Origin of the sequence: Nocardia otitidiscaviarum (genome assembly GCF_007362295.1) — a bacterium.
GTDB classification, from domain to species: Bacteria; Actinomycetota; Actinomycetes; order Mycobacteriales; family Mycobacteriaceae; genus Nocardia; species Nocardia otitidiscaviarum.
In genome coordinates this window covers 4,669,174-4,683,094 of record NZ_CP041695.1, presented here as the reverse complement: position 1 = coordinate 4,683,094, position 13,921 = coordinate 4,669,174, and the positions used below count along the sequence as shown (strand labels likewise).

Annotated in this window: 14 protein-coding genes; 9 read left to right on the top strand and 5 right to left on the bottom strand. The window is 69.4% G+C overall.

Going from position 1 to position 13,921, the window contains the following annotated elements:
• Nucleotides 1–116: 116 nt before the first annotated feature.
• Together FOH10_RS20925 and FOH10_RS20920 are read right to left on the bottom strand one after the other, a co-directional pair.
• On the bottom strand, nt 117–803 hold the full coding sequence (locus FOH10_RS20925; protein ID WP_143982017.1) for a phosphonatase-like hydrolase: 687 nt from the start codon (nt 801–803) through the stop codon (nt 117–119).
• A gap of 8 nt (nt 804–811) precedes the next feature.
• Nucleotides 812–1,927 carry a TIGR03364 family FAD-dependent oxidoreductase gene (locus FOH10_RS20920; protein ID WP_143982016.1) on the bottom strand — a complete coding sequence of 372 codons (1,116 nt, stop codon included), beginning with the start codon at nt 1,925–1,927 and terminating at the stop codon, nt 812–814.
• Between the two features lie 98 nt (nt 1,928–2,025).
• On the opposite strand from FOH10_RS20920, the gene FOH10_RS20915 reads away from it, so the two are divergent.
• From FOH10_RS20915 to FOH10_RS20900, 4 genes are all read left to right on the top strand, one after another.
• Nucleotides 2,026–2,751 carry a GntR family transcriptional regulator gene (locus FOH10_RS20915; protein ID WP_143982015.1) on the top strand — a complete coding sequence of 242 codons (726 nt, stop codon included), beginning with the start codon at nt 2,026–2,028 and terminating at the stop codon, nt 2,749–2,751.
• A gap of 376 nt (nt 2,752–3,127) precedes the next feature.
• Nucleotides 3,128–3,796: a universal stress protein gene (locus FOH10_RS20910; RefSeq protein WP_143982014.1), complete on the top strand. Its 669-nt coding sequence runs from the start codon at nt 3,128–3,130 to the stop codon at nt 3,794–3,796.
• Nucleotides 3,797–3,979: 183 nt separating this feature from the next.
• Nucleotides 3,980–4,636 carry an SRPBCC family protein gene (locus FOH10_RS20905; protein WP_143982013.1) on the top strand — a complete coding sequence of 219 codons (657 nt, stop codon included), beginning with the start codon at nt 3,980–3,982 and terminating at the stop codon, nt 4,634–4,636.
• Nucleotides 4,636–5,088 carry an ArsR/SmtB family transcription factor gene (locus tag FOH10_RS20900; protein ID WP_143982012.1) on the top strand — a complete coding sequence of 151 codons (453 nt, stop codon included), beginning with the start codon at nt 4,636–4,638 and terminating at the stop codon, nt 5,086–5,088. The genes FOH10_RS20905 and FOH10_RS20900 overlap by 1 nt, the downstream gene beginning before the upstream one ends.
• Here FOH10_RS20900 and FOH10_RS20895 read toward each other — a convergent pair.
• Nucleotides 4,994–6,010 carry a TerC family protein gene (locus FOH10_RS20895; RefSeq protein WP_143982011.1) on the bottom strand — a complete coding sequence of 339 codons (1,017 nt, stop codon included), beginning with the start codon at nt 6,008–6,010 and terminating at the stop codon, nt 4,994–4,996. The genes FOH10_RS20900 and FOH10_RS20895 overlap by 95 nt on opposite strands.
• A gap of 262 nt (nt 6,011–6,272) precedes the next feature.
• Complete coding sequence (locus tag FOH10_RS20890; RefSeq protein ID WP_143982010.1) at nt 6,273–7,280, bottom strand: LLM class flavin-dependent oxidoreductase; 1,008 nt, start codon at nt 7,278–7,280, stop codon at nt 6,273–6,275.
• A 110-nt stretch (nt 7,281–7,390) separates the two neighbouring features.
• On the opposite strand from FOH10_RS20890, the gene map reads away from it, so the two are divergent.
• The 3 genes from map to FOH10_RS20875 all read left to right on the top strand — a co-directional run bounded on the left by map (nt 7,391) and on the right by FOH10_RS20875 (nt 10,428).
• Entirely contained in the window at nt 7,391–8,254 is an 864-nt protein-coding gene (gene map / locus FOH10_RS20885) for a type I methionyl aminopeptidase (protein ID WP_029929917.1), read from the top strand.
• A gap of 31 nt (nt 8,255–8,285) precedes the next feature.
• A complete protein-coding gene (locus FOH10_RS20880) occupies nt 8,286–9,800 on the top strand; it encodes a cobyric acid synthase (protein WP_143982009.1) in 1,515 nt (504 codons plus the stop codon).
• Nucleotides 9,801–9,864: 64 nt separating this feature from the next.
• A complete protein-coding gene (locus tag FOH10_RS20875; RefSeq protein ID WP_039816034.1) occupies nt 9,865–10,428 on the top strand; it encodes a hypothetical protein in 564 nt (187 codons plus the stop codon).
• Here FOH10_RS20875 and FOH10_RS20870 read toward each other — a convergent pair.
• Nucleotides 10,408–11,475 carry an alpha/beta hydrolase gene (locus tag FOH10_RS20870; protein ID WP_143982008.1) on the bottom strand — a complete coding sequence of 356 codons (1,068 nt, stop codon included), beginning with the start codon at nt 11,473–11,475 and terminating at the stop codon, nt 10,408–10,410. The genes FOH10_RS20875 and FOH10_RS20870 overlap by 21 nt on opposite strands.
• A gap of 231 nt (nt 11,476–11,706) precedes the next feature.
• Here FOH10_RS20870 and mqo point away from each other — a divergent pair, with 231 nt between their 5' ends.
• A complete protein-coding gene (gene mqo / locus FOH10_RS20865; protein WP_228808029.1) occupies nt 11,707–13,176 on the top strand; it encodes a malate dehydrogenase (quinone) in 1,470 nt (489 codons plus the stop codon).
• A gap of 12 nt (nt 13,177–13,188) precedes the next feature.
• Nucleotides 13,189–13,638, top strand: a complete 450-nt coding sequence (locus tag FOH10_RS20860; RefSeq protein ID WP_029929906.1) for a GNAT family N-acetyltransferase — start codon at nt 13,189–13,191, stop codon at nt 13,636–13,638.
• The last annotated feature ends 283 nt before the right edge of the window (nt 13,639–13,921 follow it).

Sequence of the window (13,921 nt, the reverse complement as noted above, 5' to 3'; positions counted from 1 at the left end):
GAGGCGGTTGTTCGGATTGCGCACGGGGGAAGCAACTTTCGGTTTGTCGGAACTGCTGAATCGAAGGGATGGGGGAGGGCCGCCGCCCGGCTCCCTCGGGAGCGGGCGGCGGGGCTTCAGGAGCGCTGCGCCAGCAGCAGCCGGGCGAACTCGGTGACGGAATCCACCACGTGGGTGGCGCCCGCGGCGCGCAACTGCTCCGCGTTGTGTGCGCCGGTCAGCGTGCCCGCCACGATGCGCGCGCCCGCGGCCCGGCCGGTGGCGATATCGCTGGCCGTATCGCCCAGTACCGCAACGCGATCCACGGCGTCGATACCCAGCCGCAGCAGTGCGGTGAGCACCAGGTCCGGATAGGGGCGGCCGCGGCCGGCGTCGGCGGGGGACAGCGTGAGGTCGGCGAGGTCCTGCCAGCCCAGCGCCGCCAGCAGCTTGTCCTGGGTGGCGCGGCTGAATCCGGTGGTGAGCGCCACCTTGATACCGGCCGCGCGCAGTGCCGTGATCGCTTCGGCCGCACCGGGAACGGGCGCGGCCGCGGTGGCGGCGAACCTGTCGTAGGCGGCCTCGAATGCCTGATTGGCATGCTGCGCGCGGTTCTCGTCGCCGAGCAGCGCGCGGAAGACCACGATCTTGGACTGGCCCATGGTGTCGAGGACGTAGCGACGGGCGGCCTCGCGCTCGATACCCTCGGCGGGGATTCCGGCGGCGGTGGCGGCCTCCTCGAAGGCGCGCAGCACCAGCCCGCCGTCGGCGACGGTGGTTCCGGCCATATCGAGGACGGCGAGATCGATCTGTGTGTCGGACATGGGATTTCCTACAGGTTCAGAAGGTCGGCGGTCTCTTCGCCGAGGGCCGGGCCGAGGGTCATGCCGCGTCCGCCCGGACCGGTGACGACCCAGACTGCGTCATCGGCCCGCACCCGGGTGACGATGGCCGCCGGATCGACGGACTGGCTGTACACGCCCGCCCAGCGGCGCACCACCGGCGGGAGTTTGCGGCCGAGCAGCTCCTCCACGACCCCGGTGAGGTATTCGTAGGGGGCCTCGTCCACGTCGAAGGCGAAGGGCTCCTCGTATTCGTGGGTGTCGCCGATGGTGAGGCCGCCGTGCAGGCGCTGCACGCACAGCATCTGCATCCTGTGCCGGGCGGCGACGAAGGACTGCGACTCCTCGGCCTCGAGCCGATCGAGCGCATCGCTCGCGTAGCCGGGGTAGTAGCGGAAGCTGTCACCGTCGGCGATGGCGGTGGTGAGATCCTCGCCCAGCGGGGCGGTCTGCATCATCTGCAACCGCACCCGGCGAACGGGCATGTCGCCCACCAGTTCCCGGGCGAGTCCGCGGTGCGACGCACCCGGGCACACCACCACGAGATCGCCCGTGTGGCGACGGCCGCGGTCGTCGGTCACGGTGCCGCCGGTGACGGCGCGCGCCTCGGTTCCGGCGAAGAACCGATAGCGGCCGGTGGCGTCCAGGTACCGGCGCAGCGCGGGCAGCACCTGTCGGGACTCCACCGCCGCATCGGTCGAACAGTGCAGTCCGGCAAGGAATTTGCCGCGCAACGCGGGATTGAGCGCGCGCACCCGATCGGGTTCGAGCAGTTCGAATCCGCGCTCGGCGGCGGACGCGGCGTTCGCGGCGGCCTCGGCGACCGCGAGTTCGGCCTCGGTGCGCACCAGGGTCAGCGAACCCGCGGGGCGGAAGCCGACGCCCGGCACCCGGCCGCCGATCTCCTCCCACAACTGCCGGGAGCGCAGCGTGATCTCCAGCTCACCGGCGCTGCGTCCGGACACCCACACCAGGCCGAAGTTGCGCACGGTGGCCCCGCGGGCCTCGACCTCGCGCTCTAGCTGGATCACTTCGTGGCCGCGCCGGACGGCGGCCAGGGCGTGGGCGGTGCCGAGGATGCCGCCGCCGATGATGACCAATCGCATGCGCCCTATCGTGGTCACTGGTCTAGACCTAAGAGTGTTTCGTACGCAAACGGCAGGTTAAAAATTGGTATAGACCATTTCGCTGTACGCTGTGGGGCATGGAGAGATCCGACGCGGCGGGGGCGGGCGCTCGTATCCCGAAGGCGTATCGAATCCGCACCGAACTCGACGCCATGCTGGCCGAACTGGCCGTCGGCGATGCCGTCCCCCCGGAACGCGAACTCGCCCTGCGCTTCGGCGTCGCCCGCGAAACCGTCCGACAGGCGCTGCGAGATCTGTTGGTGGAAGGCCGGATTCGGCGCAAGGGGCGCGGGACCGTGGTTTCCCGCCCGAAGATGGTGCAGCCGCTGTCACTGCGCTCCTACACCGAGGGGGCGATCAGCTTCGGCCGCGCCCCCGGCCGCCTGCTCGTCGACTGGGCCGACATCCCCGCCGACGACGACATCGCCCGCGATCTGGCCCTGCCCGCCGGAACGCCCGTCATGCATCTGGAACGCGTCCTGCTCGCCGACGGCGAACGCATCGGCCTGGAGAGCACCTACATGCCCCTGCCCCGCTTCGCCGCCCTGCGCGACAGCTACGACCCGGAGACCTCCCTCTACGCCGCCACCCGCGCTCTCGGCGTCACCTACGCCGCCGCCACCGAACGCATCGAAACCGTGCTCGCCTCCCCCCGCGAGGCCGCCCTCCTGGAATGCACCACGGCACTGCCCATGATCCTGCTCCACCGCCGCAGCCTCGACCCCGACGGCACCCCCATCGAACGCGTCCGCTCCCTCTACCGCGGCGACCGCATCGCCTTCGAAGCGCAGCTGCGCGAATAGCGGAACCGCTCAGGCGCGCAACGCCTTCGGGGCTACGCGGCCAGCTCGGTGGCCCTGGCGGCATGGCTGGTCCGGTTCGCCGCGGACAGGCGGCCAGGTCGACTGCATCGGCACGGTGGCCGGGGCCAGCGGTTGACCGTCGCCGGGTGGCGGGGTCCGTCCGACGTGACGATCCGCGTGCGCCGGGGCGGTGGGGATTTCCGGGCGCGCGGCAGGCTGGCCGCTGTGTGCGTGTCGTGTGCGTGTCCGCATGGTCGGGGTGGTCCGCTCGCCACTCGCCGGTGGCCGGTGGCCGGTGGGCCGTGGGACGTAAGTCCCCGCAACCGGGGGCTTCGTGCGCTACACGTGCGGGTGTCCGCCGGGGGACCGTGGAGCCATGGCGCTCACACTGGCACTGTTTCTCATCGCCTGGGCGTTCATCGGCGTGGTGACCGGCCTGTGGATGATCCGTCGCGGCCACGACCCGATGTGGCTCGTCATCGCTGTCGCGCTGGGGCCGCTGTTCGTCCCGATCGCGTGGGAGCGGGTCGAGCGCCGCCCGCGTCTGGCCGCGTCGGGGCCCGAGGGCATTCTGGGTCGCGCCGAAACTCGTGGGCCTCGGGTGCTGGTGGCCATGGACGGCTCCCCGGAATCCGATCGTGCGCTCGATACGGCGCTCACCCTGTTCGGATCCGGGTGCGGCATGCTCGTACTCGCCGAGGTGGTCTGCTACGACGCCACCGACGACGCCACCCACGCCGCGATCGACGCCGCCGACGCCCGCTTGGCCGCCGCCGCGGAGCGGGCCCGCGCCGCCGGAATGCCGGTGCGCTTCGAGGTGCTGGCAGGTCCCTCGGGTGAGACCCTCCGCCGCTTCGCCACCGACCAGGACATGGACGTACTGATCGTCGGCCGCCGCGGTCGCGGCCTGTCCACCCGCTTGCTCGGCAGCGTGTCCACCGAGCTGGTCCACCACGCCGCCCTCCCGGTCCTGGTCGTCGAGCCCGCGCGACTGCGTGCTCCGGAGTCGAACGAGACGGTTTCGGCACGATCCGGTCGCGGCTGATCCCTGTGGTCGCCAGCTGCTGACCCCGTGGTCGTGCTGGTCGCTGTGGTCTCCAGGGCTGAGCGCCGTGGTCGGCAGAGGCTGATCGCTGTGATTGGCGGGGTGATTGCTGTGGTCGGCAGGGGTGGCGGGGTGGGCTCGCGCGCGCTAATATAAGTGCCAACTTATAGAGGAGGTTTCGTTATGCCCTTGTTGACCGATCCGGCCGCCGTAGCCGGACTCGTGGCCCGTGAACTGCGCAGCGGTGAGCGCGCCGGTGCGCCGACCAAGATCGCTGTCGCACGCCGGACCTACGCGACCGAACAGGCCGATCTGTGGAGCGCGCTGACCGATATCGAGCGCATTCCACGGTGGTTCGCGCCCGTCTCGGGTGACCTGAAGCTCGGCGGGAAGTACCAGATCGAAGGCAATGCCGGTGGCGTCGTCGAGGAATGCGACGAACCGCGACGATTCGCCATCACCTGGGTGTTCAACGATCAGACCTCGTGGGTGCAGGTGACCCTCACCCCGGACGGCGACGGCACGCGGCTGGAACTGGTGCACGAGGCACCCGTCGACCCGGAGTTCTGGGAGCGGTTCGGGCCGGGCGCGGTCGGGGTCGGCTGGGATCTCGCCCTGATGGGACTGGGGGAGCACCTGGCGACCGGGCAGCCGATGGATCCGGCGCTGGCGCAGACCTTCCACGAGACGCCGGAGGGGCGCGACTTCATCGAGCACGCGGCACGCGGCTGGGCCGAGGCCGCCATCGGCGACGGCGAGGACCCGGCCGCCGCCCGGGCGGCCGCGGACCGCACCATCGCGTTCTACACCGGTGCGCCCGAGGACGGCGCGCACTCCTGATGGACCGCTCCCCGGCGAAGATCTTCGAGGCGCTGGGCGATCCGATCCGCCGCCACATCCTCGAACTGTTGGCCGCCACCGGCGAACAGCCCGCGGGCGCGATCGTGACCGCGGTGCAGCGCCACGCGACCATCTCCCAGCCCGGCGTCTCCCAGCACCTCAAGGCGCTGCGCGACGCCGGGCTGGTGCGCACCCGCGCCGACGGCACCCGCCGTCACTACGCCCTCGACCCGGACGGTATCGAGGCGGCGCAGCATTGGCTTGCGGCCCTGCACGATTCGCTCACGCCGTTCGCCCAGCCGCTCGACGCCCTCGCCACCGAGATCGCCCGCGGCAAACGCGCCCGCCGCGACGAGATCAGCCCGGCTGCCCCTGCCGGTCGCGCTCCTGATCCGGATGAGCCCGCAGCGAGCCCGCGTGCGCCTTCGCGGTCGGATCCTGCCGCGTCTTGATCAGGCTGGCCACGGTGACGATCACGAGCACGGCGACGATCACGCCCAGGCTGACCGAGGTCGGAATCTCCGGCACGCGGTCGTCGATGTCGACGTGCGCCCAGTGCAGGATGAGCTTGGCGCCGATGAACGCCAGGATCAGCGACAGGCCGGTCGACAGGTACACCAGCCGGTCCAGCAGGCCCTTGACGAGGAAGAACAGCGCCCGCAACCCCAGCAGCGCGAAAGCGTTGGCGGCGAAGACGATATAGGGCTCGCGGGTGACGCCGAACACCGCCGGAATCGAGTCCAGCGCGAACAGCAGATCGATACTGCCGATGGCCAGCAGCACGATGAACAGCGGCGTCACCATCCAGCGCCCGTCCACGCGGGTCGACAGCTTGCCGCCCACATAGTCGTCGGTAATGGGCAGCAGCCGCCGCGCGGCCCGCACCATCACATTGTCGTCGACCTCGGGATCCTGATCGCGGTGCCGGAACAGCTGCACCGCGGTGTAGATGAGCAGCAGCCCGAACAGCAGGAACATGAAGGAGAACAGCGACAGCAGCGTCGCGCCCAGGGCGATGAAGATGGCCCGCATGATCAACGCCAGCACGATGCCGAAGGTGAGCACCTTGTGCTGATGCTCCTCCGGCACCGCGAAGGTGGTCATGATGATCACGAAGACGAAGAGGTTGTCCACCGACAGGCTCTTCTCCACCACGTATCCGGCGAAGAACTCCGCCCCGAACCCGCTGCCGTACTGCCAGGCGAACCACACCCCGAAAGCGACGGCCACGAGAATGTAGAACACCGACCAGAGGGTGGCCTCCCGGAAGCCCACCCGATGCGGCTTCACCGCCGCCACGATCAGATCCACCGCGAGCAGCGACAGAATCAGACCGATGGTGACAATCCAGGTCAGGGTGCTGATTTCGGCCACGCGCGCATCCTCCGCTGTGTGCTGCCCCGCGCGGCGTCGACGCCACCCGAGAGTGTCCCCGAGATCGTAACGGTAGCCAGTGACCGTGCGGGCCGACCGCGCCGGAACCGGGCCTCCAGGTGCGCATGAATCGGTGTCGGTCACGGCACCGCCGGTAACGGCCGCGAGCCCGTGGTCGGCCGGGCCTCTTGTCGGCCTGCTCACCGCGTCGTGCCGGGCATGACCGCGGATCGGCGATCGACGCGGCTCCGGCCGTCGCCGCTCACCGCACCTGCGGGGCCACCTTGTCGCCGAGCAGCTCGATGTTGCGCAGCACCTTTTCGTGCGGCAGCGTGCCCACGCTGGTGTGCAGCATGAAGCGGTCCAGGCCGAGATCGTCGCGCACGGTGGCGATCTTCTCCGCCACGTGGTCGGGGGTGCCGACGAACAGCGAACCGCTTCGGGAGCGCAGGGCGTCGAAGTGGTCCCGGGTCATGGGGGCCCAGCCGCGTTCGCGTCCGATGGCGCTCATGGCGGCGGCGTAGGGCGCGTAGAAGTCGTTCACGGCCTGCGAATCCGTTTCCGCCACATAGCCGTGCGCGTGCACCGCCACCGGCCGCGGCTCGTGGCCGCCCTCCGCCAGTGCCCGGTGGTACAGGTCCACCAGCGGTCTGAAGCGCGCGGGCTGCCCGCCGATGATGGCGATGGCCAGCGGCAGGCCCAGCAGCCCGGCGCGGGCGACGGATTCCGGGGTGCCGCCCACCGCGATCCACACCGGCAGCGGGCGTTCGGTGCGCGGATACACCACGGTGTCGCTGAGCGGGGCGCGGAACTTCCCGGACCAGGTGACCGGCTCGTCCGCGCGAATCTTCAGCAGCAGCGCCAGTTTCTCGTCGAAGAGTTCGTCGTAGTCGCTCAGGTCGTAGCCGAACAGCGGGAAGGATTCGATGAACGAGCCACGGCCCGCCATCAGTTCGGCGCGCCCGCCGGAGAGCAGGTCCAGGGTGGCGAACTCCTGGTACACGCGCACCGGGTCCGCGGAGCTGAGCACGGTGACCGCGCTGGTGAGCTGGATGCGTTCGGTGCGGGCGGCGATGGCCGACAGCACCACGGTGGGGGCGGAGGCCGCGAAGTCGGCGCGGTGGTGTTCACCGACGCCGTAGACGTCCAGTCCGGCGCGCTCGGTGGCGACGGCCTCGGCCACCACCTCGCGCAAGCGCTGTCCGGCGCCGGGCGCGGGCCGGTCGCCGACGGCGGTCATCTCGGCGAATGTGGTCAGTCCCAATTCCACGGCGGGTGCCTCCTGCAAGTAGTTACCGCGTCAACCAACCTACTAAACGGACCATGGTCCGGAAGTATTCCGGGTAAGAACCACTCCTCGCGGACGGATAGTCTTGTTCCATGTCAGTGCGCACCCGCAAACCTCTCGTTCCCGGCACCCAGTCGCCCATTCGAGAGGTGCCGAAGTCCATCGAGCGGCCGGAGTACGTCTGGAAGAAGACGGTCAACGAGGGACACGAGCCCTGGGTGCAGACGCCGGAGACCATCGAGAAGATGCGGATCGCGAGCAAGATCGCGGCGCAGGCGCTCGCCGAGGCGGGCAAGGCCGTCGCACCCGGCGTCACCACCGATCAGCTCGACGCCATCGCGCACGAGTACCTGTGCGATCACGGCGCGTACCCGTCGACGCTGGGCTACAAGGGATTCCCCAAATCCTGCTGCACCTCGCTCAACGAGGTCATCTGCCACGGCATCCCCGACTCCACCGTGATCGAGGACGGTGACATCGTGAATATCGACGTCACCGCCTACATCCACGGCGTGCACGGCGACACCAACGCCACCTTCCTCGCCGGTGACGTGGACGAGGAGGTGCGCCTGCTGGTCGAGCGCACCGAGGAGGCGACCATGCGGGCCATCAAGGCGGTGCGCCCCGGCCGCGCCCTCAATGTCATCGGCCGCGTCATCGAGTCCTACGCCAACCGCTTCGGCTACGGCGTGGTGCGCGATTTCACCGGCCACGGTGTCGGCCCCACCTTCCACAGCGGCCTGGTGATCCTGCACTACGACCAGCCCGCCGTGGAGGCCGAGATCGAGCCGGGCATGACCTTCACCATCGAGCCCATGATCAATCTGGGCGGCATCGACTACGAGATCTGGGACGACGGCTGGACGGTGGTCACCAAGGACCGCAAGTGGACGGCACAGTTCGAGCACACCCTGGTCGTCACCGACACCGGCGCGGAAATCCTCACCCTGCCGTGAGCGCGCGCCCGTCCGCCGCGAAGGCCAGCCGGTGAAGGGCGCGCTGCTGGTCGCGGGCACCACCTCCGACGCCGGGAAAAGCGTTGTGGTGGCGGGTCTCTGCCGCATGCTGGCGCGGCGCGGGGTGCGCGTCGCGCCGTTCAAGGCGCAGAACATGTCCAACAACTCCGTCGTCACCCCCGACGGCGGGGAGATCGGCCGCGCGCAGGCCCTCCAGGCGCGGGCGTGCGGACTCGAGCCCAGCGTGCGCTTCAATCCGATCCTGCTCAAACCCGGCAGTGACCGGCGCTCCCAGCTGGTGGTGCGCGGGCGGGCCGTCGACACCGTGGGGGCGCGCGACTACTTCCGGCACCGGCAGCACCTGCGGCAGGTGGTGGCGGACGAATTGGCCGCGTTGCGAGCCGAATTCGATGTGGTGATCTGCGAGGGCGCGGGGTCACCGGCCGAAATCAACCTGCGCGCCACCGATTTGGCGAACATGGGCCTGGCGCGCGCGGCCGGGCTGCCGGTGCTGCTGGTCGGCGATATCGACCGCGGCGGGGTGCTGGCGCATCTCTTCGGCACCGTCGCCATTCTGGAACCCGAAGACCAGCAACTGATCTCGGGATTCGTCATCAACAAGTTCCGCGGTGACGTGGAGCTGCTGCGACCCGGTATCGACCAGCTCACCGCGCTCACCGGCCGCCCCACACTCGGTGTCCTCCCCTTCGCCGAGGAGCTGTGGATCGACGCCGAGGATTCGCTCGGCACCGTCGCCGACGCCCCGGTGGGCCGCTCCCTGCCGCCGCGCGGGCCGGAATGGCTGACCGTCGCCGCCATCCGGCTGCCGCGCATCTCCAACTCCACCGATGTGGAGGCGCTGGCCTGCGAACCGGGGGTGGCCGTGCGCTGGGTCACCGATCCCTCCCGGCTGACCGGCGCGGATCTGGTGATCCTGCCCGGCAGCAAGGCCACCGTGAGCGATCTGGAATGGCTGCGCCGCACCGGAATCGCCGATGCCCTGCGCGCCCGCGCCGCCGCGGGCGGGCCGATCCTGGGCATCTGCGGCGGCTACCAGATGCTGGCCCGTGCCATCGAGGACCGCGTGGAATCGGACGCGGGCACGGTCGCGGGCCTCGGCCTGCTGGACCTCGAGATCGAATTCGCCGACCCGAAGGTGCTGCGCCGCGCCACCGGCCACGCCCGCGGCCTGCCCGTGCACGGATACGAGATTCATCACGGTCGGGTCCGTCACAGCGGCGACCGGCCCTGGCTGGAGTTGGACGGCGCTCCCGAAGGGAGTGCGCGCGGCTGCGTCTGGGGCACCCACCTGCACGGCGCCCTGGAGAACGACGCGTTCCGCCGAGCCTGGCTGCGCGAACTCGCCGAGCGCGCCGGGCGTACGGGCTTCGTTGTGGCCGACGATGTTTCGGTGGCGCGGGAGCGCACCGCACAGCTGGACCTGCTCGCCGACCTGATGGAGAAGCACCTCGACGAGGCGGCCCTGGAAGGACTGATCACCGGCGGCGCACCGACCGATCTCGCCATTCTGCGCACCACCCGCTGAGCCCCGATCGAAATCACACCGACACGCGATGCGGTCTCCCCGGTGACGTGTACCGTGAATTCACATGGAATCTCGGCAGCTCACGGTCGGTGACAAGACGTGGACCGTGCGAGTCGGGGGCCCCGAATCCCGGCACAGTGTTCTGCTGCTGCCCGATGCGGGCGCTCCCGCGGACGTCTACGACCAGGTCTGTGCCCGCTTGCACAACTCCGATCTGCGCACCTTCGTCGTCGAGCACGCCGACGGCCTCGACACCGCCACCGTGCTCGCCCTGCTCGATCAACTGCGGGTGCCGTGGGCCAACCTGGTCGGCTGCGGCGCCGGGGCCGAGCTGGCCTGGCAGCTGTCCGCCCGGGGTTTCGGCCGGTTCATGAGCCTGGTCGTGGCCGGTCGCGCCCACCCCGCGGTGCCCGTCACCGGCGGCACGGCCCCGGATCCGAGCTGCCCCGCCGTGGAGATACCCACCACCCTGCTGGCCACCAAGGCGCTGCCCCGGGAGGCGGCCGAGGCGTCCGGCCGCCATGTCTACGGGGAATACCGCCTGGTCACCATGGATGTCACCGACGTGGCCACCGAGGCAGACCACGAACTGGCCACCGAGATCGTGCTACGCACCAGCTTCTGGTGAGGTGGCGACGGGCTCGGCCGAGGCGGTGTCGAGCCAGTCCAGCCACGAATCCAGCTCCGCGAACGCCTGTTTACGCGGCGTCTCCGCGGACAGGAACACATCGTGGCGGGCCCCCTCGATGGGCACGATATTGGTGCGCGTGCCCAGGCAGCCCGACCAGCGCTGGATCTGGCGGACATCCAGCACCACATCCGACACATCCGCGGCCGGACCGTACTTGCGCATGAACTTGGTCACCTTCGACCGCATGATGAGCGCGGGCACCCCGATATCCAGGCCCTGATGCAGGCGGGCATGCCCGCGGCGGATCGCGCGCAGCCAGCCCGCGTGCACCGGGAAGCCGGTCAGCGGCTTCCAGTCCAGGTCGTAATCCCATTCCCCGGCGACGGTGTGGTGCAGGCTGTCGCCGTAGGCGCTGCCCTCGGGCAGCGGCAGGCGAGTCATGGCGCTGAAGCGGGCCAGGCCGTGCAGTACCGCCGTACCGACCGACCGGTAGTAGGCAGGTCCCTGCAAGTCGAACCACGGGCTGTTGAGCGCCAGTCCGGTAATGCCCTGCGCCCGCACGCCGCCGGAGCGATTGAGTCGGTTCAGCCACAGCGAGGCGATCAGCCCACCCGTCGAATGCGCCAGGATCAGCGTGGGCAGCCCGGTCTCGGCACGGATGGTCCGCAGCGAGCGATTCAACTCGGCGTCGTAGAGCGTCAGATCGCTGACATAGTGCGCGGTCTGCCCCGACTTCCGGGCCCGGCCGCACTTGCGCAGGTCGAGCGCGTAGAAGCGGTATCCGCGCCCGGCGAAATGCTCGGCCAGATGCTTCTGGAAGAAGTAGTCGGTGAACCCGTGCACATAGAGCACGGCCTTGGTCGCGACCGGCGCCTCGGTGGGCGTGTGGCGGACCAGGACGGCCTCCACCTCACCCTCGCCGTCCGGGTCGGGACCCAGTGGGATGGTCAGTCGTTCGTAGCCCGCACCCAGCACATCCGGTTGCCAGGCGGGAGCCGTCGGATCGGTGACGGTGGAGGTCGCGGCGGGCGTATCGGAGCTCACAGTCCCAATCTATCCCCCGACGTCGCGGCATCACACCCGGGAGGGATCTCTCACAATCGGCCCTGTCGCTGCGTGAATTCCACGTGTTGAGGGGCACAATCGAAACTAGGTGAACGACGGGTAACCTAAGCGCCGCTAGGTTGCCGCATCTAGGACAAGGAAGTCGATCTACCCGTGCCGAACGCTGCCAAGATTGAGAAGACCGATGTAGTACTCATCGGTGCCGGCATCATGAGTGCCACCCTGGGTGCACTGCTTCGCCAGGTGCAGCCGGACTGGTCGATCACCGTGTTCGAGCGGCTCGACGCCGCCGCCGCGGAGAGCAGCGACCCGTGGAACAACGCGGGCACCGGCCACTCGGCGCTGTGCGAGCTCAACTACACGCCGCAGAACGCCGACGGCTCCGTCGAGATCACCAAGGCCATCGACATCAACGAGCGCTTCCAGGTGTCGCGCCAGTTCTGGTCGTACGCCGTGGAGACCGGCATCCTGGCCGAACCCTCGAACTTCATCAACCCCATACCGCACGTGAGCTTCACCCACGGCGAGGCGGATGTGCAGTACCTGCGCAAGCGCTACGAGGCGCTGTCGCGGCATCCGCTGTTCGAGGGGATGGAATTCATCGACAGCCCCGACGAATTCGCGCGTCGGCTGCCGCTCATGGCCCGCGGCCGCGACTTCTCCGACCCGGTCGCGCTGAACTGGACCGACGCCGGCACCGATATCGACTTCGGCGAGCTGACCACCGAACTGCTGGCCTACCTGGGCGCGTCCGGTGCCGATCTCGCCTTCGGGCACGAGGTGCGCAACCTCACCAAGCAGTCCGACGGTTCCTGGCTGGTGAAGGTGCGCAACACCCGCACCGGTAAGGCGCGCGTCGTCAACGCCAAGTTCGTCTTCGTCGGCGCGGGCGGCGGCGCGCTGCCGCTGCTGCAGAAGTCCGGCATCAAGGAGATCTCCGGCTTCGGCGGGTTCCCGGTGTCGGGTCTGTTCCTGCGCTGCACCAATCCGGAACTCATCGCCAAGCACGAGGCCAAGGTGTACGGCAAGGCCGCCGTGGGCGCGCCGCCGATGTCGGTGCCGCACTTGGACACCCGCGTCATCGACGGGGACCGTGGACTGCTGTTCGGCCCCTACGCGGGCTGGACGCCGAAGTTCCTCAAGGACGGCGGCTACACCGACCTGCTCAAGTCGGTGAAACCCAACAACCTGTTCTCCATGCTCGGCGTCGGCGTCACCGAACTCGGCTTGGTCAAGTACCTGGTCTCGGAGCTGCTGAAGTCGCAGGCCGGTCGGGTCGACGCGATGGAGGAGTTCATTCCGCGCGCCGACGGCCACGACTGGGAGCTGATCATCGCTGGCCAGCGCGTGCAGATGATCCGGCGCAAGGGCGCCGGCGGCGTGCTGGAACTGGGCACCGCCGTGGTGGCGGCCGAGGACGGCACCATCGCCGGTCTGCTCGGCGCCTCCCCGGGCGCGTCCACCTGCGTGAGCGCCATGCTCGACGTCATGCAGAAGTGCTTCCCGCACGAATACGCCTCGTGGCAGCCGAAACTCAAGGAAATGGTGCCCTCGCTGGGCGTGAAGCTCTCGGAGAACCAGGCGCTGTTCCGCGAGGTGTGGGACTGGTCCAACAAGGCGCTGCGTCTCGAATCGAACACGCCCGATACCGAAGGGGTCGCGCCGCACGCCGCGGTGTGATAGCAAGACGCGATGATGTCAACGGTTGCTCTCAAACGGTCGTGGGCCCAGGACCTGGATACCGAGACCCTGTACAAGCTGTTGAAACTTCGCGTCGAAGTGTTCGTCGTCGAGCAGAAATGCGCCTACCCGGAACTCGACGGGCTCGACCTGCTGCCGGAGACCCGGCACTTCTGGCTCGACGACGAGGGTGAGGTCATCTGCACCCTGCGGCTGCTCGAGGAGCACCACGACGGCGTGAAGTCCTTCCGCATCGGCCGCCTCTGCACCAGCGTTCCCGCCCGCGGACACGGCTACACCACCCGCGTGCTGCAGGCCGCCCTCGCCGAGGCGGGTTCGGCCACGGTCCGCCTCAACGCCCAGACCTACCTGGTCGACATGTACACCAAGCACGGCTTCAAGCCCGACGGCGACGAGTACATCGAGGACGGCATACCGCACATCCCGATGCGCCGCGGCTGAGCCGCCGCATCTTCCTCGGCCCCCACCGAAACCCGGTGCGGGGCCGAACCTTTGTCCCGGTACGGCGGTCGCGTGCACCCAGCCGCGGCCGTCGGTGAATGCCGATGCGATGGAACCGGCCTGCGACGGGGTTCGGGTTTCACCGTGGCGTCTGTGGCCGGCGGCGTCGAGCGGATGCGGCGGCGACCGGTCACGCTGTCGCCATCGACGCTCAGATCTCAGCTGTGACGGGGGCGTGGTGAGGGCCGGTGTGTGGCGCGCATACAGTGGGGGCGTGTCGGCT

What these genes read in the sequence shown, in the direction of transcription:
- mqo (WP_228808029.1), top strand. Translation starts at nt 11,707, where the DNA reads ATGAGTGCCACCCTGGGTGCACTGCTTCGCCAGGTGCAGCCGGACTGG.
- FOH10_RS20915 (WP_143982015.1), top strand. Translation starts at nt 2,026, where the DNA reads ATGGAGAGATCCGACGCGGCGGGGGCGGGCGCTCGTATCCCGAAGGCG.
- FOH10_RS20910 (WP_143982014.1), top strand. Translation starts at nt 3,128, where the DNA reads ATGGCGCTCACACTGGCACTGTTTCTCATCGCCTGGGCGTTCATCGGC.
- FOH10_RS20860 (WP_029929906.1), top strand. Translation starts at nt 13,189, where the DNA reads ATGATGTCAACGGTTGCTCTCAAACGGTCGTGGGCCCAGGACCTGGAT.
- FOH10_RS20875 (WP_039816034.1), top strand. Translation starts at nt 9,865, where the DNA reads ATGGAATCTCGGCAGCTCACGGTCGGTGACAAGACGTGGACCGTGCGA.
- FOH10_RS20920 (WP_143982016.1), bottom strand. Translation starts at nt 1,927, where the DNA reads ATGCGATTGGTCATCATCGGCGGCGGCATCCTCGGCACCGCCCACGCC.
- FOH10_RS20905 (WP_143982013.1), top strand. Translation starts at nt 3,980, where the DNA reads ATGCCCTTGTTGACCGATCCGGCCGCCGTAGCCGGACTCGTGGCCCGT.
- FOH10_RS20900 (WP_143982012.1), top strand. Translation starts at nt 4,636, where the DNA reads ATGGACCGCTCCCCGGCGAAGATCTTCGAGGCGCTGGGCGATCCGATC.
- FOH10_RS20925 (WP_143982017.1), bottom strand. Translation starts at nt 803, where the DNA reads ATGTCCGACACACAGATCGATCTCGCCGTCCTCGATATGGCCGGAACC.
- map (WP_029929917.1), top strand. Translation starts at nt 7,391, where the DNA reads ATGTCAGTGCGCACCCGCAAACCTCTCGTTCCCGGCACCCAGTCGCCC.